General features: G+C 32.8%; 21 protein-coding genes. 17 read left to right on the top strand and 4 right to left on the bottom strand.

Going from position 1 to position 22,818, the window contains the following annotated elements; all coding sequences use genetic code 11:
* Positions 1 to 14: 14 nt before the first annotated feature.
* On the bottom strand, positions 15 to 443 hold the full coding sequence (locus AC1M9K_RS11920; RefSeq protein ID WP_481589390.1) for a low molecular weight protein-tyrosine-phosphatase: 429 nt from the start codon (positions 441 to 443) through the stop codon (positions 15 to 17).
* Positions 443 to 1,522, bottom strand: a complete 1,080-nt coding sequence (locus AC1M9K_RS11915; RefSeq protein ID WP_481589389.1) for a polysaccharide biosynthesis/export family protein — start codon at positions 1,520 to 1,522, stop codon at positions 443 to 445. Before AC1M9K_RS11915 ends, AC1M9K_RS11920 begins: the two co-directional genes overlap by 1 nt.
* A gap of 605 nt (positions 1,523 to 2,127) precedes the next feature.
* On the opposite strand from AC1M9K_RS11915, the gene rfbB reads away from it, so the two are divergent.
* From rfbB to AC1M9K_RS11885, 6 genes are read left to right on the top strand one after another with little or no spacing between them, the layout of a single operon-like run.
* Complete coding sequence (gene rfbB / locus AC1M9K_RS11910) at positions 2,128 to 3,186, top strand: dTDP-glucose 4,6-dehydratase (protein WP_481589388.1); 1,059 nt, start codon at positions 2,128 to 2,130, stop codon at positions 3,184 to 3,186.
* Positions 3,186 to 4,064 (top strand): glucose-1-phosphate thymidylyltransferase RfbA, encoded by an 879-nt coding sequence (gene rfbA, locus AC1M9K_RS11905; RefSeq protein WP_481589387.1) that lies wholly within the window; start codon positions 3,186 to 3,188, stop codon positions 4,062 to 4,064. Before rfbB ends, rfbA begins: the two co-directional genes overlap by 1 nt.
* A 3-nt stretch (positions 4,065 to 4,067) precedes the next feature.
* Positions 4,068 to 5,156 carry a DegT/DnrJ/EryC1/StrS family aminotransferase gene (locus AC1M9K_RS11900; RefSeq protein WP_481589386.1) on the top strand — a complete coding sequence of 363 codons (1,089 nt, stop codon included), beginning with the start codon at positions 4,068 to 4,070 and terminating at the stop codon, positions 5,154 to 5,156.
* Positions 5,149 to 5,850: a WbqC family protein gene (locus AC1M9K_RS11895; protein ID WP_481589385.1), complete on the top strand. Its 702-nt coding sequence runs from the start codon at positions 5,149 to 5,151 to the stop codon at positions 5,848 to 5,850. Before AC1M9K_RS11900 ends, AC1M9K_RS11895 begins: the two co-directional genes overlap by 8 nt.
* A 12-nt stretch (positions 5,851 to 5,862) precedes the next feature.
* A complete protein-coding gene (locus AC1M9K_RS11890) occupies positions 5,863 to 7,137 on the top strand; it encodes an ATP-grasp domain-containing protein (protein WP_481589384.1) in 1,275 nt (424 codons plus the stop codon).
* Positions 7,138 to 7,151: 14 nt separating this feature from the next.
* The gene (locus tag AC1M9K_RS11885; RefSeq protein WP_481589383.1) at positions 7,152 to 8,384 is read left to right on the top strand and encodes a polysaccharide pyruvyl transferase family protein; all 1,233 of its coding nucleotides are present in this window, start codon (positions 7,152 to 7,154) and stop codon (positions 8,382 to 8,384) included.
* Between the two features lie 39 nt (positions 8,385 to 8,423).
* Here AC1M9K_RS11885 and AC1M9K_RS11880 read toward each other — a convergent pair whose 3' ends face one another.
* Positions 8,424 to 9,581, bottom strand: a complete 1,158-nt coding sequence (locus AC1M9K_RS11880; RefSeq protein ID WP_481589382.1) for a TDP-N-acetylfucosamine:lipid II N-acetylfucosaminyltransferase family protein — start codon at positions 9,579 to 9,581, stop codon at positions 8,424 to 8,426.
* A 55-nt stretch (positions 9,582 to 9,636) separates the two neighbouring features.
* Positions 9,637 to 11,076 (bottom strand): lipopolysaccharide biosynthesis protein, encoded by a 1,440-nt coding sequence (locus AC1M9K_RS11875; protein ID WP_481589381.1) that lies wholly within the window; start codon positions 11,074 to 11,076, stop codon positions 9,637 to 9,639.
* A gap of 327 nt (positions 11,077 to 11,403) precedes the next feature.
* Here AC1M9K_RS11875 and AC1M9K_RS11870 point away from each other — a divergent pair, with 327 nt between their 5' ends.
* The 11 genes from AC1M9K_RS11870 (at position 11,404) to AC1M9K_RS11820 (ending at position 22,789) form a co-directional block, all read left to right on the top strand.
* Positions 11,404 to 12,579: a nucleotide sugar dehydrogenase gene (locus AC1M9K_RS11870; protein ID WP_481589380.1), complete on the top strand. Its 1,176-nt coding sequence runs from the start codon at positions 11,404 to 11,406 to the stop codon at positions 12,577 to 12,579.
* A gap of 2 nt (positions 12,580 to 12,581) precedes the next feature.
* The gene (locus tag AC1M9K_RS11865; protein WP_481589379.1) at positions 12,582 to 13,451 is read left to right on the top strand and encodes a glycosyltransferase; all 870 of its coding nucleotides are present in this window, start codon (positions 12,582 to 12,584) and stop codon (positions 13,449 to 13,451) included.
* Positions 13,448 to 14,401 carry a glycosyltransferase family 2 protein gene (locus AC1M9K_RS11860; protein WP_481589378.1) on the top strand — a complete coding sequence of 318 codons (954 nt, stop codon included), beginning with the start codon at positions 13,448 to 13,450 and terminating at the stop codon, positions 14,399 to 14,401. Before AC1M9K_RS11865 ends, AC1M9K_RS11860 begins: the two co-directional genes overlap by 4 nt.
* 5 nt (positions 14,402 to 14,406) lie before the next feature.
* The gene (locus tag AC1M9K_RS11855; protein ID WP_481589377.1) at positions 14,407 to 15,279 is read left to right on the top strand and encodes a glycosyltransferase family protein; all 873 of its coding nucleotides are present in this window, start codon (positions 14,407 to 14,409) and stop codon (positions 15,277 to 15,279) included.
* Positions 15,276 to 16,289, top strand: a complete 1,014-nt coding sequence (locus AC1M9K_RS11850; protein WP_481589376.1) for an EpsG family protein — start codon at positions 15,276 to 15,278, stop codon at positions 16,287 to 16,289. Before AC1M9K_RS11855 ends, AC1M9K_RS11850 begins: the two co-directional genes overlap by 4 nt.
* Positions 16,286 to 17,416: a glycosyltransferase family 4 protein gene (locus AC1M9K_RS11845; protein WP_481589375.1), complete on the top strand. Its 1,131-nt coding sequence runs from the start codon at positions 16,286 to 16,288 to the stop codon at positions 17,414 to 17,416. The genes AC1M9K_RS11850 and AC1M9K_RS11845 overlap by 4 nt, the downstream gene beginning before the upstream one ends.
* The gene (locus tag AC1M9K_RS11840) at positions 17,417 to 18,022 is read left to right on the top strand and encodes a sugar transferase (protein WP_481589374.1); all 606 of its coding nucleotides are present in this window, start codon (positions 17,417 to 17,419) and stop codon (positions 18,020 to 18,022) included.
* Positions 18,015 to 18,983, top strand: a complete 969-nt coding sequence (locus AC1M9K_RS11835; protein ID WP_481589373.1) for an ATP-grasp domain-containing protein — start codon at positions 18,015 to 18,017, stop codon at positions 18,981 to 18,983. The genes AC1M9K_RS11840 and AC1M9K_RS11835 overlap by 8 nt, the downstream gene beginning before the upstream one ends.
* Positions 18,967 to 19,632: an HAD family hydrolase gene (locus AC1M9K_RS11830; RefSeq protein WP_481589372.1), complete on the top strand. Its 666-nt coding sequence runs from the start codon at positions 18,967 to 18,969 to the stop codon at positions 19,630 to 19,632. Before AC1M9K_RS11835 ends, AC1M9K_RS11830 begins: the two co-directional genes overlap by 17 nt.
* 12 nt (positions 19,633 to 19,644) lie before the next feature.
* Entirely contained in the window at positions 19,645 to 20,817 is a 1,173-nt protein-coding gene (locus AC1M9K_RS11825; protein WP_481589371.1) for a DegT/DnrJ/EryC1/StrS family aminotransferase, read from the top strand.
* A 97-nt stretch (positions 20,818 to 20,914) separates the two neighbouring features.
* Positions 20,915 to 22,789, top strand: coding sequence for a polysaccharide biosynthesis protein (locus tag AC1M9K_RS11820; RefSeq protein WP_481589370.1), 1,875 nt, complete (start codon positions 20,915 to 20,917; stop codon positions 22,787 to 22,789).
* The last annotated feature ends 29 nt before the right edge of the window (positions 22,790 to 22,818 follow it).

Below are 22,818 nucleotides of genomic sequence, written 5' to 3'. Positions count from 1 at the left end.
CTTTATTCAAAATATTAAAGGTGTTTTTTCCAATCAGCGATACAATCCTGAATCAACTGACAGGTGTCATTAAAGAATGCTTGATCGTGTTGGTAAGGATCCGCAATATTTCTTTCACGCCAGTGACCCAAGCGAAAGGTTTTTCCTTTTGCGTAGGGCCATGTTTGTTCGATATGCTTCTGTTGGTTCTGGCTCATGACAAGAATCAAATCCGCATTTTTGACCAATTCAGCATTCAGTTTACGCGCCACATGATCTTGCATATTTATACCGAAATTTTGCATACATTGTAATGCTTTATCATCTGCAGGATGGCCAACTAGACCAGAAATCCCAGCAGAGTGAATTTTTCGATCAGGGTAAGCATCTTTTAGTAAATACTCTGCCATGGGGCTTCGACAGATATTTCCAATACAGACCACTAAGATATTTTTAAAATTCATCAATTCCCCAAACGATCTAAATTATATAAAGCATTGGAGAAAGGAATCACCTGGTTGACCACACGTTGCCAGCGCGTTAGACCCGTTGCATCGACATAAACAATATCATTACTTTGCATTTTAAACTGATTGGCAAGACCAAAATTAGCAATGCTAGACAGATCCATATGAAAGATTTCAGTCATCGGAGAGTCACTTTGACTTCTGACGACATAAATTTTACTACTGCTTGCAGATAATGGATTCAGCCCTAAACTTTCCCCAATCACATCACTTAAAGTCATGCCTTGATCACGCATCGGCAAGGATTGGTTTTTCCCCGCCTCACCCATCACATATATTTTTTGGTTTTCGCGCGAGTTCACGTAAATCGTATCGTTGGCTTGGATCAAAAGATTGTGTAGCGAAAACCCTGCTTTTTCGAGCTCAATCGAATTTAAATTATAAGTTTGGCCATTGCGAACTAGACTAATCGACGTATTTGCACCAAATTGTGTATTGACACCGCCGGCTAAACCAAGCGCCGTATAGATGCTTGTAGGTTGATCATTCAGTGTATATTGACCACCTTTCATCACATTGCCTTGTACTGAATAGCGTTGACCTTGGTAAGACAGCACTCGGGCGATGACATCTGGCGTTTTTAAATAACGGGCAAGTAACTGACGAAGTTCTTGATTGACCTGATCTAAACTTTTGCCAGCCGCCTTGTAACGTCCAATAATTGGAAATTGAATATAGCCACGAGAGTCAATTTGATATCCTTTTTTTTCATCATTAGCCCCTGAAATTTCTGGATAGGCCCATAGATAAATAGATAATACATCACCAGCACTGAGTAGGTATTGTTTTTGATTTTGTAGAAACAAATGTCCTAAATCTTGGTGAACATTGACTTGTGCAGGTTGAACAGCAAAAAGGGACTCTTGAGTGAGTTTGATAACATTGACTAGCGTACCCAAATCCGTCTGAAAAACCCCTTCTTCTGGTAAATCATAAGTTTGCAGACCTGAAGTCACAGCGCAACCTGTAAAACTTAAGCTGAGTGCTAATAATAAACTATAGCGGTAGTAACTCACTCGAATTCCTATCATTTTTAATTAGTAGAATATTTAAAATAGATTCAAAAATCTAAGCTGATATTTGTTGAGCTATATTATAGGAATAAACCCATGACGCCTAGCGCCAATGTGAATATAAAACCCTTTTTTGTTGCTTGATTGTGATTAAGATCATGGAGTTATGTAATTATTTTTTTCAATTGTGATCATTTTACATCAATATTTAATTTGGGATCTGTTATATTAGGTGCCGTTAAATTGATATTAAATACTATTAAGGTATAACGGATGCTGAAAGTAAGAAATTTAAAATTTGGTCAGGTTGGATTAGGTTAAGTTGGTTTATTATGGCAGTTTAACTTAGAAAAAGTGAATCTAGAAGTTTTGATACTTATCACTATAGTAGTGCTTAGTAAGTGGTATATGCTCTTTGAGCTGCCTTAAATGAAAATTTTGAATTGATTATGAAAGAAGCTTTGAATTGTGATTTCCATTCCACAGGTAAGTCATTTTGAAACCAATATAGTAGAGAGATTAAAAGACTTATTACGATCTCACTCTGTTTTGTTTTCTTGCAATGAATTGAAAGTATAAAGCTTTGGTAAAAATGTAGGCAATTAAAAATGAAGATTTTAGTTACTGGCGGTGCAGGATTTATTGGTTCGGCTGTCATTCGTCATATTATTCAAAATACGAATAATCAAGTTCTTAATATTGATAAACTAACTTATGCGGGTAATTTAGAATCGTTAAAAGAAATTGAACAGCATTCAAACTATCAGTTCAAACAAATTGATATTTGTGATAAAGAACAAATTACAGCTGCTATAGATGCATTTCAACCTAATGTAATTATGCATTTAGCCGCAGAGTCTCATGTAGATCGCTCAATTGATGGTCCTGCAGCATTTATTCAAACTAATATTGTAGGAACTTATACTTTATTAGAGGCTGCTCGAAATTATTGGTTGGACCTAGACATTGAAACTCAACAAAACTTTCGTTTTCATCATATTTCAACTGATGAGGTTTATGGCGATTTAGAAGGCACGACAGATTTGTTTACAGAAACAACTAAATACGCGCCAAGCTCTCCATATTCTGCCTCTAAAGCCAGTTCAGACCATTTAGTACGTGCTTGGCACAGAACTTATGGTCTACCTGTTATAGTCACCAACTGCTCAAATAATTATGGGCCTTATCATTTCCCTGAAAAATTGATTCCTTTGGTAATTTTGAATGCATTAGATGGTAAGCCTTTACCTATATATGGTAATGGTCAACAAATTCGTGATTGGTTATTCGTAGAAGATCATGCGCGCGCATTATATAAAGTAGCTACTGAAGGTTTAGATGGTGAAACTTACAACATTGGCGGACATAATGAAAAACAAAACATTGAAGTTGTGAAAACTATTTGTAGAATTTTGGATGAGCTAAGACCGAGAGATGATGGTAGATCTTATGAAACGTTAATTCATTTTGTCAAAGATCGACCAGGACATGATTTACGCTATGCAATTGATGCGAGTAAAATTAAAAAAGAGCTTGGTTGGGTGCCTTTAGAGACATTTGAAACCGGAATCCGTAAAACGGTAGAGTGGTATTTAAATAATTTAGACTGGTGTCGTCGTGTACAAGATGGCAGTTACCAACGTGAAAGATTAGGTGTAAGTTTATAATGTCAAATACAACAAAAGGTATTATTTTAGCAGGTGGTTCGGGTACACGTTTATATCCAATCACTAAAGGTGTCTCAAAACAACTGCTCCCTATTTATGATAAGCCGATGGTGTATTATCCACTTTCGGTTCTGATGCTTGCAGGTATTCGTGAAGTATTAATTATTAGTACTCCTGAAGATATCGATGGCTTTAAGCGTTTGTTGGGTGATGGCTCTCAATTTGGGATTCAGCTTGAATATGCAGTGCAACCTAGTCCAGATGGTTTGGCACAAGCCTTTATTATTGGTGAAAGCTTTATTGGTGATAGTAATGTTTGTCTGGTACTGGGCGATAATATTTTCTATGGTCAAGGTTTTACGCCAATGTTACGTCAGGCTGTTGCTCGTCAAAGTGGTGCAACAGTATTTGGCTATCAAGTTAAAGATCCAGAGCGTTTTGGGGTTGTTGAGTTTGATGAACAAAAACGGGCAATCTCATTAGAGGAAAAACCTAAACAACCGAAATCACATTTTGCGGTTACAGGTTTGTATTTTTATGACAATGATGTGGTTCAGATCGCCAAGCAAGTTAAGCCTTCTGAACGAGGGGAATTAGAAATCACCACCGTAAACCAAATGTATTTAGAACGGGGTGATTTAAGTGTGGAGTTACTGGGGCGTGGTTTTGCCTGGTTGGATACTGGGACACACTCAAGCTTATTGGAAGCAGCACAGTTTGTAGAGACTATTGAAAAGCGTCAAGGCTATAAAGTGGCGTGTTTGGAAGAAATTGCTTTGAATAATGGTTGGCTCAGTAAAGAGCAAGTTTTAGAAATTGGTCAAAGCATGAGTAAAAATGATTATGGTCAATACTTAATTGATATAGCAAAAGGTTAATAAATGATACCCGTAAGTAGACCTTATCTCCCAAGTAGAGAAAAACTTGAAGAATATATCGATGGTATATATGAAAGACAATGGCTTACGAATAATGGGCCTTTAGTACAAGAGTTGACTAAACGATTAGAAAAATATTTAGGTGTGGAGAATTTGCTTTTAGTTTCAAATGGAACTTTGGCATTACAAATTGCTTATCGAACACTAGGAGTTAATAAACTAGTTGAGGGTAAGCTTGCTGAAGCAATTACGACTCCATTTAGTTTTATAGCAACAGCAAGCTCACTGAAATGGGAAGGAATAAACCCTGTATTTGTTGATATTGATTATGAAACATGGTGTTTAGATCCTAAAAATATAGAAGCAGCAGTTACAAAGCAAACTCAAGCGATTGTACCTGTACACGTGTTTGGGAATCCATGTGATATCGAAACCATCCAGAATATTGCTGATAAACATAATCTTAAAGTTATTTATGATGCAGCACATGCCTTTGATGTGAGCTACAAAGGTCAAAGTATCTTAAAATATGGTGATGCATCTATTTTGAGTTTACACGCAACTAAGCTTTTTCATAGTATAGAGGGTGGTGCAATTATTTTTAAAAGAAAGGAAGACTTAGAAAAAGCCAAAAAATTAATTAATTTTGGAATTTCTTCACCTGACTGTATTAATGAATTAGGTATCAATGCAAAAATGGGAGAGTTTAATGCAGCAATGGGCTTGTGTGTATTAGATGAAATAGAAAGTATTAAGCAGCAACGTAAATTTATATGGAATAGCTATACTCTTGAGTTGAATAAAAAATTTATACGACAAAAATGGAATGATTGTAGTTTAAATAATTATGCATATGCTCCTATTGTATTTAAAAATGAAGAGCAGTTATTGAAAATAGAGTCTAAGCTTAAAGAGAAAGGGGTTTTAGTAAGACGATATTTTTATCCAAGCTTAGATACTTTGGAATTTTTAAGAAATGATACAATTTGCAATAACTCTAGAGTAATTTCAAAAAGAATACTTTGTTTGCCAATATTTCCAAGTTTAGGAATCAATCAAGTTAAACAAATAGTGGAGATTATCAATGAGTAATAAAATTGCAATTATGCAACCATATTTGTTTCCTTATATTGGTTATTTTCATTTAATCTTGGCTTCTGATATATTTGTTTTATATGATGATGTCAATTATATAAAAAAGGGTTATATAAATAGAAATAATATATTATTTAATGGTAAGGTTCAAAGAATCAATTTGGCTGTACCGGGAGCTTCACAAAATATATTAATTAATAAGTTATCTTATGCTGAAGATACTAATAAATTATTACAAACACTAAAGTATGCATATGGTAAGTCAGAACACTTTAATAAAGTATTTCCTATTATTGAAGACATTATCAATTATGATAATAGGAGTATTCCAAAATTGTGTGAGTACTCGTTAAATAAATTATTTGAATATTTACAAATTGAAAAAAAAATTATTTTATCAAGTGACTTAAATTATGACAGAGGAGCAAGTGCATCAAAAAAATTAGTTTCAATTTGTAAAACTCTTGATGCAAATGTTTATATTAATAGCCCTGGCGGGCGTTCTTTATATACGAAGCAGATGTTTGAAGAATATAATATTGAATTGAAGTTTATTGAATCAGAATTTTTGGAATATAAGCAATATATGGTAACGGAATTTACGCCATATTTATCAATTATAGATGTACTTATGAATAACGATATTCAGAGTGTAAAAAAAATTCTAAATCATTATTCGTTAAAAAATTAAAGTTGTGAGATTATGGCTCTAATAAAAGTACTGGTTTTCCCAGCAGGAGAGGTAAATTCTCTAGAACTACATGATGCGCTGTCAGCATGTGTAAATATAGATTTATATGGTGCATCATCTGTAGAGCGGCATGGGTCTTATAAATTTAAAAACTATATTTGTGGATTACCTAATATCAATGATAGTAACTTCATAGATAATTTTAACTCTATATTAAAAGATAATTTGATTGATATTGTTATCCCAACTCATGACTCTGTAGTTCTATTTTTCTCAGAGAATAGAGATAAAATTATGAGCAAGATTCTGGTGCCTGAAGGAAATACAGCGGAGGTATGTCGATATAAGTCACTAACTTATAAAACTTTAGAAGATTATAGTTTTATTCCTAAAATTTTTAATGATTTTGATGAATTTCCATTATTTATTAAGCCAGATGATGGTCAGGGAGGAAAAGATGCATTTCTTATAAAAGACAAAAGTGAAATACCAGTTTCTATAAATTTAGATAATTATGTGCTATGTGAATACTTACCTGGAGAAGAACTATCTGTAGACTGTTTTACAGATAAAAATGGAGAGTTATTGATAGTTTCTCCAAGATTACGTGAAAGGACTATGGCAGGCATTAGTGTTGCTGGACGTAATATAGAGATATCAGATGAAATAAAATATATAGCAGAATGTATAAATACTAAAATAACCTTTTTAGGTTTATGGTTTTTTCAAATTAAGAAAGATAAATTTGGGGATTGGAAGTTATTAGAAATTTCAACTAGATGTGCTAGCTCTATGTCTTTAACAAGAGGTTTGGGTTATAACCTCCCTTTAATGAGTATTTATACTGCTATGGGATATGATGTGAAGCCGCTACATCAAAATTATAACGTTCAAATGGATAGAACTCTTATTTCACGTTACAAAATAGATTATGAGTTTGAATCTGTATATATTGATTTCGATGATACTATAATTATTCGTGGAAAAGTATATCTTCCCGCTATGTGGTTAATATATCAAATGAATAATTTAGGAAAAAAAGTATTTCTAATTACTCGTCATGAAGGTGATTTAAACAAAACATTAGTGAAATATAAAATTAGCAAAGATCTTTTTTATGAAATCATTCATATCATTGATTGTAAACCAAAAAGTTATTATATGAATCCAAATAAGGCTATTTTTATTGATAATGCTTTTCAAGAGCGTTTAGAAGTAAATAAAATGCATAATATTCCAGTCTTCGATGTAGATGCTATAGAAGTTTTAATGGATTGGGTGGTTTAATAGGTATTATATAAGTGAATAATCATATGAAAGTGGGTTTTGTAGGTCCTTATTCTACTGCGAATTTTGGTGATTATGCAATGTTAGTAAATAATATTTATGATCTTAAGTGTCATAATATTACCGTATTTACATACTCTCAAAAATTCCCTAAAATATCATTAGATTTATATTGTGATAAGTACAATATTGAATATATTGAACCTAAATTAAAAGATGATTTGGAATGGGATTATTTAAATAAAAATAATAATTTAACTCCTATGGATATATTGTTTTGTTTGGAGAATGTAGAAGAGTTAGAGAATAGTATTAAAAAACTAGATGTGTTAATAGTTTCTGGAGGTGGCTGGTTGAACCATTTTTGGGCAAAACGTAAAGATAAAGTTTTTAAAATTATGACACCTTTACTAATAGCTCAACAATTAAATAAAAAAATTGTTTTTACTGCTAATGGTATTGGTCCATTTGATGATACTAAAGAATTTTATCAATATTTTTTTAGCTATATTTATTCAGCAGAACTGGCAGTTAGAGATAAATTTACATCAACGTATTATTTGAAAGAAATAGGGGTTTCAGAAAATAAAGTAAAGTATTTACCAGATGACCTATATATAATTAATAAAAGCATTCTTAATTTTAAAAGAAATTTTGAAGTCAAAAGTTTGAATTATATTGTTATGGAAATGTTTTATCCTATGGATATTTTACAGCAGAATATTAATAAAATTAAAGAATTTGCTAAAGAAATTAAAGAAAAGTATAATTTAGATATAGTTTTACTTCCTTATGATTTAGTTTTTTATGGATTAGATCAAGCACGATATTTGCATAAAAATATTTCAAACTCTGAACTTATAGATATTGAAAGTATTGGATTTTTACCAATTCAGGACGCATTTCATATAATAAAGAATGCTAAATTTATGCTTTCTTCTAGATATCATGGGTTGGTTCTTTCTTTAGCTGCACAAACACCAGTTATATATCGGACATTACCTACAAATAATGATATGCGGTATTCATATAGTAAAGCAGTTGGGTTAATAAGAAGAGTATTTGATGGTATTGAAATTGATGAGCATAAGTTTATTGAAACTGATTTAAATACCACGCTAAATAAAATTAGCCAAAATTTAAATGAGTTAGTTACTTATCAACAAGAGAAGTTTTTTAATAAGAAGTATAGTGATAACAGGGATTGTTTAGAGATAGATAGAATAAAATATCTGAATAGTATTTAATTTTTTAAATTTAGGGTGTTTTTAACACCCTAAATTCAATTAGCTTTTTGCTAATTTTATCTCTTTAATTAAATTTTCAGTTTTAATTTTAACTTTTTCTGTACCTGAGTGCTTTTGTAATAATAACTGATTTATTTTTGTTTCTTCTGGGGGTAGTCTATTTATATTCCTATTATTAATAGTATGTAATGTTTTAATAGAATATATTGTAAACCCTTTGTTAATATAGTTTTTATATAATGGGTTTTTTTCATTCAGGAAAATTTTAGCTCCCATGTATAATCCGATAGTTATATTTCCAACTCCCTGTTGTCTTATGTGATTCATAATTATTATAGAGCAAGTTTTTACTATTTTAATATATTCATTTATTTCTAGAAAGTTGGTTACAGGTTTAAAGTGATGACCAAGTAGATTATATCCAGCTTTAATTATTTCTTCTCTATATTTTGAGTCGCCATAGCTTAAAGGAACAATTACTTTCGTGTTTTTTGATAATTTTAATTTGCTAAGTTCTTTAAATATTTCGTAATGATTATTAGTTGGAGTTGCACTATTACCTACTAAAATATTATTACTTGTACACTTATCTAAATTATAGTTGAATAAACTTACGTGAGAGGCATAATTCCATGGAACTATTTTAGGTTTTAAATTTCCAACCTTTTCTTTTAGAAGTTCGCTTTCTTCAGGTAAAACAGGACAGAATATTTTAACTTTCTGAATAACCTCTATTTTATTTTTTTGATTTGAATAAATTAAAGATTTTAAAATACTTTTCAAAAAACTTGGTGACTTAGGAGTTTCAAAACTAGGTATAGTTTTTTTAACAATTTTAGCTGTTTCTTCTTCTAACATATCATATGGATTAGGATAGATTAAATCATAATAGTCATAGCCTAAACCAATCCAAACAAAAATAACTTTACTATTTGCTCTGGCGATTAGCTCAAGTGTAAAAGGAGTCATAGAGTGTAATATAATTGCATCATAATTATTTAAGGATTGAATAAAGAACGGGTTAAGAAAGGAAAAGTGAGAAACACGAACGGGTTTAATTTTTTTTAGATAGACTACAGGACTCTTTCTGCCTGGCAATAGATAAGTGCTGGCTCCTGGTAAGATTTCTTCAAACTGTTCATATGCAGCATCTGGAAATTTTTCATCAGTAATAATATGGAGTAACTTAAGAGTCATAATAATCCTTGTAGTACAATTTAGAGCTAGAAGTTCTATGTACACTTAATAGAGGCTAATGTTTGATTTTTGATTTAACAAGACTAAGAATTAAATCATATGCAGGTGTTTTGAGGAGATGGGAGCCAATTAAATAAATTAATCCACCACTTAATCCAAAAATAAGTAGTATTATAACGGGATGATACTCAATATTTTGAATAGTATAAAAAATTATTCCACTGATTAGTATAGATAGTACTAGAGCTGGTAGAAAATCTTTTATTTGCTCTCTAGTAGAGTAATTAATTAGTTTGGCTGAAAAATAACTATTAGGTATATATGAGAGTATAGAGCTAATTATTTGTCCAATTAAAATACCAATTACACCATAGCGATAGCTAATAAATAAGACTACAACCAATATAATTTTTTTATTAATTTCTAAATATAAAAATAGATCTGAACGTCCTTTTACTTTAAGAATATTTAAATTTATACTATGAAGTGGGTAAAGTAATCCAGCAAGACAAAGCAATTGGAAATAGGGAACCGCAGGCCACCACTTTTCAGGGAATAGAAGACTAAAAAGTGGTTGAGCTAAAGCGGCTAAGAGGGTCAGTGTGGGAAATAGTAGAAAAGTGGTAATAGAAATAACTTTACGATAGCCTGCTTTCAACCTTACATTGTCATCTTGAATACTTGCTAATGCAGGATATGTGACATTCTGAATGGCGCTTACTAATTGATTGAGTATAAGCTCTCTTATTTTTTCTGCGAAAAAGTATAATCCAGCAATAGAAGTTGAAAAAAGTTTTGCAATTACAATAATGTATAGGTTTCTAAAAACAGTATCTAAAAGACTTGATAGAAATAGTTTATAAGAGAAATTATACATACTACAGAATGAGGATAGGCTAAAACTTTTAGTTGGTCGCCATTCACTTATCCACCATAATAAAATTACTGTAATAAGTGCTGAAATTAACATCTGAGCCACTAGTGCCCACACACCCACCCCCCAATATGCTAAGCCAATCGCCATACAAGCAGAAATTAGGGCAGCAGGCAAGCCGATCATTAGTTGAGCTTTAAAGTTCATTTGTCGATGAAAAATAGCGACTTGTATAACCTCAAAAGAGTTAATTAATATTACTAATCCAAGTACTTGAATTAAATTAATTAATTGTGGTTCATTATAAAATATAGCTATATGGGGCGCGGAAAAATAAAGGAGTAAATAAGCTAAGGCTCCCAACACTAGGTTGGAGTAAAAGGCCGTATTGAGATCATCTTGAGTAACCTCTTGCAGGCGAATCAAGGCTTGGCGAAAACCTGACTCCATTAAACTAGAAGCAATAGCAATGAAAACAGCTATCATTGCCATAAGACCATAGGCATTAGGCGTTAAAAAATAAGCTAACAACAAGGTTGTAACTAAGCCTATACCGCGACGTATTAGTTGTTCACTAAAGTTCCACAAAATGCCTATTGTGGTTTTTTGGGTTATATTCATAAGTTTTTAAGCAAATTTAAAGGGAAATATGGTTAGCTAATCAGATTTTAACTATTTTTGAAGCTATTCTTTTTATTATACACGTATTTTTTTTGATTTTTCTAATCAGAGAGAATGTAAAAAATATTTTTGAAAATGATATTTAAAGGATAACTACTATTATATATGAGCTAGTATATAATTTGTTTTATAAAAGTAGAATTTAACTCTACATTAGACTAAAATTGCTTTAAAGGTGTGGCTCGACAAGTTGTTAATTCACAGGTCATGCTAAAATATTCTTTAATGATTTTAGTAATATACAACTAAATGGTGAAGTGATTTCCAATGTTGAAACATAAGATTTGTGTGGTTGGGACAGGATATGTTGGTTTGTCAAATGCAGTGCTATTTGCACATCAGCATCAAGTTGTTAGTCTAGATATTGATTTATCCCGTGTAGAAAAAATTAATCAGAAAATTTCACCTTTAGTAGATGAGTATATTGAAAAAGCACTACAAGAAAGTCAATTGAACTTGATAGCAACTACTGATAAAAAGCACGCATATCAACATGCAGATTATATTATAATTGCCACGCCTACCAATTATGATTCAGAGACCAATTCTTTTGATACATCTTCAATTGAAAGTGTTATTGCTGATATTTTACCAGTAAATACAACTGCGCCGATTATTATTAAATCTACTATTCCTGTCGGTTATACAGCACACGTAAAAAAAATTTTTAAAACAGAACAAATCATCTTTAGTCCTGAGTTTTTGCGTGAAGGAAAAGCACTTTATGATAACTTACATCCATCTCGGATTATTGTGGGTGAAAAATCAGAACGTGCTGAAAAAATTGCCCAACTTTATTTAAATGCTACTGTAGAACGCACTGCTCCAATTTTATGTATAGATGCTACAGAGGCGGAAGCAGTTAAATTATTTTCTAATACGTACTTAGCTATGCGTGTTGCATACTTCAATGAGCTTGATACTTACTGTGCGAAACATAATTTAAGTAGTCTAGATATTATACAGGGGGTGGGTTTAGATCCTCGTATTGGTCAACATTATAATAACCCTTCGTTTGGTTATGGTGGTTACTGTTTGCCTAAGGATACGAAGCAATTACTGGCAAACTATAAAGATGTGCCACAAAATTTAATTCAAGCCATTATCCAATCAAATAAAACTCGTAAAAAATTTATTGTTAAAGAGGTTTTAAAGAAAAGACCAAATGTAATTGGAATTTATCGTCTAACTATGAAAGAAGGATCAGATAATTTTAGGGATTCAGCTATTCAAGATATTATTCGTGAGTTAGAAGAATATAATATCCAAATTCAAATTTATGAACCTACTTTACAGCAAGAAAAATTTGAAAATTATTCTCTAAAAAATGATTTGAATAAATTTTTATCAAGTTCTGATGTGATCCTTGCTAATCGAATGCATAAAGATCTAGAAGAGCATCAATTCAAGTTATATACACGTGATCTGTTTAGAGAGAATTAATCATGAGCTTAAAACAATCTAATCCATTAGTAACCGTTTATATTCCAACTTTTAATCGCGTAGAGTTGTTAAAGCGGGCTGTTGATTCTGTACGTAATCAAACTTATAAAAACTTAGAAATAATTGTAGTGGATGACTGCTCTAAAGATGGTACGCATAAATATTTAGAAGCAATTAGTCAAGAAGATCCGCGTCTTAGATATTTTATCAAAGAAAAGAATAGTGGAGCATGTGTAAGTCGTAATATTGCGATTTACAATGCTAAAGGAGAATTTATTACAGGTTTAGATGATGATGATTATTTTTTAAAAAATAGGATTGCTGAATTTATAACATATATAGATTTACTTGAAAAAAATGTTTTTATATATACAAGCTATTTAGACCATAATAACCTAGGAAATTCAAAAACTAATATTTTGAAAAGTTTTTGTAAAAAAAATACAAAAAAAGAGGATTTGCTATATTTTAACTCAGTTGGTAATCAAATTTTTGTAAAAACAGAGATTTTAAGAAAAACTTGTTTTGATATCAATATGCCTGCTTGGCAGGACTTAAGTACTTGGTATAGTCTTCTTAATAATGGGGGAGGAGCATGTTTAATTAATTCGAATAGTTATGTTATTGATACTACACATTTACATGAGAGATTAACTTTACAAAAAAAAGAAAAAATATATAAAGCTTACAAAATTTTTGTAGAAAAATTTGATTTAAATAATGATCAAAGAAAAATATTATTTACACAACTTCAAGATTACGGTTATAAGGTAGGTTTAAATAAAATTTTATATTTATTTTTAAGTAGATTTTGTGTTTTTAATTTAATTTTAATGATTTCTAGATTAAAAAAATGGTTAAATAAATTATGAAATTATCGATTATTATACCTATCTATAATGTAGAGCTATATATTAGAGAGTGTATTGAAAGCGTAATAGCTCAATTAGAAGATGGTGTTGAAATTATATGTGTAAATGATGGTACACTAGATTTATCAATGGATATAGTTAGGTCTATCGTAGAAAGGCAAAGTGAAAAAGTACAGTCTCAATTTAAGTTTATAGATCAAAATAATAAGGGATTAAGTGCTGCTAGAAATACAGGAATTGATATTGCAAGTGGTGAGTATATAGGATTTCTAGATTCTGATGACAAGCTTATGCCTAACTACATAAGTACAATATTAACCCTTATTGAAAAAGGAAATTATGACCTTATTGATTTCAATTTAATGAAATCATCTAATGAAGAAATCTCAATTTATCATGACTCAAAATATAGTTTAAAAAATCTAATAAGAAACGGATTTTGGTTTGCATGTGCTAGAGTAGTGAGAAAAAGTTTATTAGGACACCTTAGATTCACAATTGGTATATATTATGAGGATTTATGTTTAATTCCAATGTTATATATAAAAACTAAAAAGATTAAACATATTAATGAATGTTTATATTGGTATAGAGTAAATCCACTAGGGATAACACTTTCAAAGGATTATAAGGCTAATAAAAAAACAATTGCAAGTTTTGAGAAAATATTAAAAATTTATCTTGAAGAGTATGAAAGATGTAGTGAAAATAATAAGGTAATCTTAAGTGCGGTTATCTTTCAAGCTTATTTTTTACTATGTGTAAATTCATGTAGACGATTCTCCTTAAAAGATTCATTTCATTATGTGGAATTCTATAAGAAGGTTACGTGTATTTATTCAGTTCAAAAGGAATATATAGGTCTAAATAAAAAACTATATATTTTTTTGAATTTTAGTAAATTATATCTCTTTATTTATAAAGCTTATTGTCAAGTTAAGAGCAGATAAAATTTATGTATACTATTGGAATACCATTAAGTCAATATGCTTACACCCCAGAAGCTTATGCATATGAAAAATATTTAAAATTAAAAGGGCATATAGTCCAGTTAGACTATGAGCTTGATCCAGATAATGATATAAATATTTACTTTATGGGTACACGTCCATTTTGGAATAAAAAAAATGGTACGGCTAAAGAGATTCATGAATATCAAAGTCTTTCTACTCCTCCTTATGCAAAATTTAAAAACTTATTTAAAAAAACCATCAATAGTAAACCGGATGGAAGAATTTTTTTAAATAGCATAGTTAGTAGAGAACTTTATTTTAATGATAATACTCCCTATATTTATAGAGATATGGGAGTTGATGAGGGTTTCTTTCAAGTTCCTTTACAGAATCCGGAATATGATATTTTGTACTCAGGCTCTATTTCGGGCAGAATTGGCTTGATAGATACTCTTATAGATTTGGCAAGTAAGTATAAAATCATTATAATAGGCAAAGTTTCTGAAAGTGATAAAATATTATTAAAAAATAAGAATATTACTTTATTGGGTCGTATAGAACGTAGTAATTTACCTGAATTCTATAGAAACGCTCGTTTTGGTTTAAACTATACGCCAGATATATATCCTTACAATATTCAGACAAGTACAAAGACATTGGAGTATTTGGCTTCAGGACTGCAGGTCATTTCAAATAGATATTTATGGGTAGAACAGTTTTTCAATAATATTAATTATAAGCCTGTTTGGTTGGATCAAATTGATTCTAACATTTATATAGAAAATAATATTCCTGAAATGGATTCATTTAAGTGGGATAATATTTTAAATGAAGTGGATTTTGGTGATTTTATTAATCGGATAGCTAATAAATGAAATTTAAAATTAACAAAGAGAATATGTTTCTATATTTGTTATTTACTTTATTTACTTTATTTACTTCGTATTTTATTTCTATTAGAGATTTAAGTCTAGTAGATGATAACCTTATTTATGCACAAAATTTTATTTATAAATTGTCTATTAACGATTTTCATTATGAATTTTTATTTGATCTCTTAACCTTTGTAGTTAGATTGTTTACTGATAGTTATATAGTCTATTTTTTTATTTTAAATATTGTGTTGAATTTAATATTGCTTTTTCTATCAAAGAAAATATCTGAATTAGAAAAGATAAATAAAGTGTATTTTTCTTTTCTTTTCTTTTCTTTTCTTTGTATGTCATCTTGGTATCAAGTGGCAGCTGCAAATGGATTAAGGCAAGGTTTATCATTGGCTCTTCTATACTTGTTTTTTGTCTATTTAGTTTTTAATATTAATAAGTTTTATTCATTTTTGTTTTTGCTAGGCTCTATATTATTTCATTACTCATCTGTTTTGATTATTCCTTTTATTTTTTTGATTAAATTAAATCTGAATAAATTGTTTTTTTTGCTAAATGTACTTGGTATTTTTTATATTTTAGGGGTAAGTGAAAAAATAGTCTACATAATATCTAGTGTTCTTGGTGTTCCTTTATATGATAGTATTAAAAACTATGTTGAAGATACAAATTCCTATAGATATGGTTTTCAGTGGGATCTTTTTTTATATAGCTTAGCTCTTGCATATATTTATTTCTTTTTCTCAAAATATTTTATTAAAAGCGAGGGTTTATGTGGTTTAGTAAAAATCTATTTTTTATTACTAATGCCATATTTTATATTTGGTTTCGCCGGTTTTTCAAATAGATATGGTTTGTTTGCTTGGTTTTTTAGTATATTATTAAATACTTTAATTTTTTATTATATATTTTCGAGAAGTAAATCTTTTTTTCCAATAGGTCTTTTTGTTGCTTTTGCTATATCATTTTCTTACTTTAGTATAGTGGTTGGAATTATATGATTATTGCTCTAATAGGTACTGTAGCTTCCAGTTTTTATGGTTTTCGTTCAGATTTAATCTGTTCACTTTTAAAAAAAGGTCATCAAGTCTACGCATTAACGTCTGAATTTACTACAGAAGATCTAAAAGAAATAGAAAAATTAGGTGCTATACCAATTACATATACATTAAATCGTGGTGGATTGAATCCATTTGCAGATATGATGGCAACATACCGACTCTCAAAAAAAATTAAAGAAATTAATCCAGATTTAGTTTTTTCGTATTTTTCTAAACCAGTTATTTTTGGTACATTAGCGGCAAGACTTGCAAAAGTACCAAAGGTTGTGGGTATGCTGGAAGGTTTAGGCTATACGTTTACAGATCAGCCTGAAGGATTGAGCAAAAAAACTAAACTCATAAAAAAAATACAGATTCTTTTATACAAAATTTCTTTGCCTCAGCTCGATAAAATTATTTTTTTGAACTCAGATGATCCAAAAGACTTATTAGATAAATATTTTATTAGTGTAAAACAGGTTGATGTTTTAGGGGGTATTGGTTTGAATTTAGATAAATATAGATTTGTTCCTAATATCAGTTCTACGCCTATATCTTTTATTTTTATTGCTCGATTGCTTGCTGAAAAAGGAATTCATGATTTTATAAAAGCAGCGAAACTTGTAAAAACAAAATATCCAAATGTTAAATTTACTGTTTTGGGTGCAATCGATAAAGTCGCGTTAGGTGGATTAAAAGAGAGTGAATTAGAAGCTTTGATTCAGGATAATATTATTGAATATCCAGGGCATGTTAATAATGTCACTGAATGGATAGAACAGGCGAGTGTATTTGTGTTGCCTTCATACTATCGTGAAGGTGTACCAAGAAGCACACAAGAAGCAATGGCCATTGGACGTGCTATTATTACAACAGATGTACCAGGCTGCCGAGAAACTGTAATTGATGGTGTAAATGGTTTTTTAGTGCCGAAATGGAATCCAGAAGTATTGGCTGAAAAGATGATTTATTTTATAGAGCATCCAGAACAAATTTGTTTAATGGGTGCTGAAAGTTATAAAATCGCAGTTAATAAATTTGATGCTGAAAAAGTTAATCAACGCTTAATACGTATCCTTGGTCTATAAATGTTAAAACGTCTTCTCGATATAATTATTGCCTCAATCGCCTTAATTCTACTTTCTCCACTATATGCTTTTGTGGCTTATAAAGTGAAAAAAAATCTTGGCTCTCCTGTATTATTCCGTCAAGTACGTCCTGGGCTAAATGGTAAACCTTTTGAAATGATTAAGTTTCGGACCATGAAAGATGCCGTAGATGCCAAAGGGAATCCCTTGCCTGACAGCGAGCGCTTAACCTCATTTGGCAAAATGTTACGTGCAACCAGTTTGGATGAGATGCCAGAATTGTGGAATGTGATTAAAGGTGATATGAGTATTGTTGGACCTCGTCCATTATTGATGGAGTATTTGCCACTGTATAATCAGGAGCAGGCAAAGCGTCATAATGTACGTCCTGGTATGACTGGTTATGCCCAGGTCAATGGTCGTAATGCCATTAGCTGGGAAGAAAAATTTAAGCTTGATACATGGTATGTTGAAAATCAGTCCGTGTGGCTTGATTTTAAAATCATGTTTAAAACCGTATATAAAGTAATGGCAAAAGATGATATTAATGCTGCCAATGATGTGACAATGCCTAAATTTTCAGGAAATGACAAAAAAGATGAGTAATATATTAATTACTTCAGCAGGTCAACGTGTTTCATTAGTTCGTTCTTTTCAAACTGAACTAAAAAAATACTTTGCTCAAGGGAAAGTCTTTACAGCTGATTTAAACCCTGTACTTGCACCGGCTTGTCATGTATCAGATCAAAGCTTTGCAGTACCGCGTGTGACTAGCCCAGACTATATTGAGCAGTTACTTGCATTGTGTGTGGCACAGAACATCAAGTTGGTCGTACCCACTATTGATACAGAACTGATGGTACTCAGTGAACAGCTTCAACGCTTTGCTGAGCACGGGATTCATTTATTGGTAAGTGATCCTGCCTTGGTACAGCAGTGCCGTGATAAACGTCAAATTAATCAATTCTTTGAACAACATGGAATCGCTATTCCTCAGCAATATGATCTGGATCATTTAGAATTTCCCGTGTTCGTAAAACCTTATGATGGCAGTTTAAGTAAAGGTATTTTTACTGCGCATAGTCTTGATGAGATTAAGCCTGAACACCGTGCTGATCCGAAACTCATGTTTATGCAATACATTGCACCCGAAGCCTATGACGAGTTTACTGTTGATTGTTACTACGATCGTCAGTCTGATTTAAAATGTGTTGTGCCGCGTAAACGTATTTTTGTACGCGCGGGTGAAGTCAACAAAGGCGTCACTAAAAACAATGTAATCGTAACTGAGTTTCAGCAAAAATTGCAGCATCTTGCTGGCGCACGTGGTTGCTTAACCATTCAGGTGTTTTTACATAAAACTGAAGATAAAATTTTAGGCATTGAAATCAATCCTCGCTTTGGTGGCGGTTACCCACTGAGCTATTTGGCAGGTGCGAATTATAGCCAATGGGCGATTCAAGAATATTTATTGGATCAATCGATTGCACCGTTCTCAGCGTGGAAAGATAACTTGTTGATGCTGCGTTACGATGCTGAGGTATTGGTCAATGACTACAGCGCTTAAGGGCCTCGTATTAGATCTTGATGATACGCTCTACGCTGAAATCAGTTACTTACACTCGGCTTATCGGTTTATTGCCGCTCAGCTGAGTGATGCGCCTGAGCATTTGAGTGCACAGATGTTGCAGCAATACCATACAGGCGAAAATGTATTTGAACGCTTAGCACAAGATTATTCTGTAGATAAAACGACCTTACTCGATTGGTATCGTTTTCATACGCCTGACATCTGTCTCTATCCGCATGTATTGGATACCTTGAAGCTGGGTCGCCGTGACTATCGGTATGCAGTTATTACCGATGGACGTGCGCAAACTCAGCGTAACAAACTGCATGCCTTAGGGGTGATGCCGTATTTGAGCAGCATTGTCATTTCAGAAGAAATGGGTTCAGAAAAACCTGCGCCTGCCAATTATGAAACCGTAATGCAAGCCTTACAGTGCGAGCATTATATCTATGTGGGTGATAACCTAAAAAAAGACTTTGTGACCGCCAAGCGCTTAGGATGGACTACCATTTGCTTGAAAGACCAAGGCCATAATATTCATGCACAAGATTTCTCTATTGCTGAGCCGTATCAAGCAGATTACTGCTTTAACACTTGGCAGGACATTCAAAATTTTTTAGTGCTCGATAGAAAAAACATTCAATAGGATAAGTCGTAAATGTTAAACACTGCATTCGAACCATGGCCAAGCTTTAGTCAACAAGAAGCACATGCTGTATCGCAAGTCTTACTCTCGAATAAAGTCAATTATTGGACGGGACAAGAATGCCGTGAGTTTGAAAAAGAGTTTGCACAATTTGCCGAAACTCAATATGCAGTTGCACTGGCTAATGGTACCGTAGCGCTCGATGTGGCTTTAAAAGCATTAGGTATTGGGGCAGGAGATGATGTGATTGTCACCTCACGAACCTTTTTAGCTTCAGCAAGTTCGATTGTAACCGCAGGTGCCAACCCTATATTTGCAGATGTAGAGCTAGATTCACAAAATATCTCACGTCGCACCATCGAAGCTGTACTGACGCCAAAGACTAAAGCTATTATCTGTGTGCATTTGGCCGGTTGGATGTGTGATATGGATCCAATTATGGAGTTGGCTCAGGAAAAAGGTCTTTATGTGATTGAAGACTGTGCACAGGCACATGGCGCAAAGTATAAAGGTAAATCGGCAGGTTCTATTGGGCACATTGGTGCATGGTCTTTCTGCCAAGATAAAATCATGACCACAGGTGGTGAAGGTGGCATGGTCACCACCAATGATGAAACGCTGTGGAAAAAAATGTGGTCATACAAAGACCATGGTAAAAACTTCGATAGTATTTACAACAAACAACATCCACCAGGTTTCCGTTGGTTACATGACTCATTTGGCACCAACTGGCGAATGATGGAGATGCAAGCGGTCATTGGTCGTTTACAGTTAAAGCAAATGCCAGAATGGACTGCAAAACGTACTGCAAATATGCAAAAAATTTATAGTGCTTTTGCCAATAGCTCTTATTTTACTGTGCATCAGCCCTCAGAAGACTATCTACATGCAGCATATAAGTGCTATGTTCAAGTGAATAGCGAACAATTGCCATCAGGTTGGTCGCGTGATCGTATTATGGCAGAAATCAATGCACTGGGTGTGCCGTGCTTTAGTGGTTCATGTTCTGAGGTGTATTTGGAGCATGCATTTGATGATACACCGTGGCGCCCTGAGACTCGATTAGAAAATGCGAAAAAGCTAGGTGAAATGAGCTTAATGTTCTTGGTACATCCAACCTTGAGTGAGGATAGTATGGCCAAAACAGTAAATGCTATTAAAGTCGTGATTAAAAAAATATCGTGATAAAAGTGATATTGTAATATATAAATTTGAAGGCATGGAGGGATATTCTCAATACCCCTCCTAAATAGCGATCATATAGAGTGATAAGATCTAGACTGTGAAATCAACGATTATAAATTTAGCATCAGCACCAAGGGGGGCCAAACAACTTTTTCTAGTCTGTTTGGATTTTTTAGTATTTCCAATTCTGATTTGGCTATGTTATGCCATTCGCCAATTTGACTTGGGTGCTGAAGTAGTGCCGAATCTGGCTTTTGGATCTCTTTGGGTGTCGTTGATTGCAGTCTGCGCACTAGGTTTAGCACGAATCTATAGTTTTATTGTAAGAGCTTTTAACGAAGCCTTCATTTTTCAGTTGGGTTTAGCGACAACATTCACTGTTTTAGCACTATACACTTTAGCTTATTTCACTCATGCATTTATACCGACCTCAATTCCGTTGATGTTTGGATTTATGATGTTTGCATGGATTTGGCTCAGTCGAGGGATCATTAGGGCCCTAGTCAAATATGTATTACATGCAGATATTCCGCGTAAAAGAATTGCCATTTATGGGGCTGGTTTTGCAGGTCAACAAGTCGCAGCTATGCTGAACAATTCTGATGAACATTTACCTGTCCTATTTTTAGATGATGATATTACACTTGCTGCGAAGAATATTGGTGGATTAAAAGTCTATCATGCAGCGGATGCACAAAAAGTGCTGAACAAGCATCAAGTCAATGAAATTTTGATTGCGTTGCCTTCGGTGGGTCGTCAACGTAAAACCGAAATTATAAAAAATTTAGAACCCGCACATTTAAAAATTACCGAGATTCCAGGCTTAACAAAACTGGTTGATGGTGAAATACGACTATCGGATATTCAAGAAGTCGATATTATCGACTTGCTCGGTCGCGATCCTGTGCCTCCTGTAGCCCATTTACTCTCAAAAAATATCACCAATAAAATTGTAATGGTCACTGGTGCGGGTGGATCGATTGGGTCTGAACTATGTCGTCAAATTATCAAAAACCAACCTAAGCTGTTGGTGTTATATGAACTGACAGAGTTTGCACTGTATAGTATCGATAAAGAATTACGCCAAAAAACAGAGTTAACCATTATTCCGATCTTAGGCACGGTATTGGATCAGCAGAAGCTCGAGCGTGTCATCGCACAATATCAAGTACAAACCGTTTATCATGCAGCGGCTTATAAACATGTCCCTTTGGTGGAATGTAACCCGATTGCGGGTGTGAAAAATAATGCAGTCGGTACAGCCTTTAGTTTAAATGCTGCTGTACGCAATCAAGTGGAAACATTTGTCCTGATTTCAACGGATAAAGCGGTTCGTCCTACTAATGTGATGGGGGCTACCAAACGTATGGCGGAGCTCTATTGTCAAGCGATGGCAGCAGCTCAAGATCATACTCAGGTGAGTATTGTGCGTTTTGGCAATGTGCTGGGCTCATCAGGTTCAGTGGTTCCGCTTTTCAAGCAACAGATTGCGAAGGGTGGTCCAATTACAGTAACGCATCCTGATGTTACGCGATACTTTATGACCATTCCAGAAGCTTCTCAGTTGGTGATTCAAGCCGGTGCTTTAGGTGAGGGGGGAGATGTATTCTTGTTGGATATGGGAGAGCCAGTCCGTATTCAAGATTTGGCGCGACAAATGATTTCACTCAGTGGATTAACCGTCCGTGAAGAAGGATCACAAACAGGTGATATTGTGATTCAATATTCAGGTTTACGTCCGGGTGAAAAGTTATATGAGGAATTGCTAATCGATCAAGAGGATACACAGATTACCGAGCATAGTAGGATCCTCAGATCGTTTGAAAAATCGTATCCTTTGGATGAAATTTTACCTGTATTTGACCGTTTCTATGATTTAACTGCAACACATGAAGATGTTGATTGGGTGTTAACTCAACTAGAATACTATGTAGATGGATATCAACGCGGTGCTGAAATTCGCGTTAACTAATTAAGTAAATTAAAATTTGTAGAGCTTTA

It is taken from the genome of Acinetobacter sp. 24-47-67 (genome assembly GCF_056779735.1).
The sequence above is the reverse complement of the archived record's forward strand: the minus strand, read 5'-3'. Positions and strand labels throughout refer to the sequence as shown.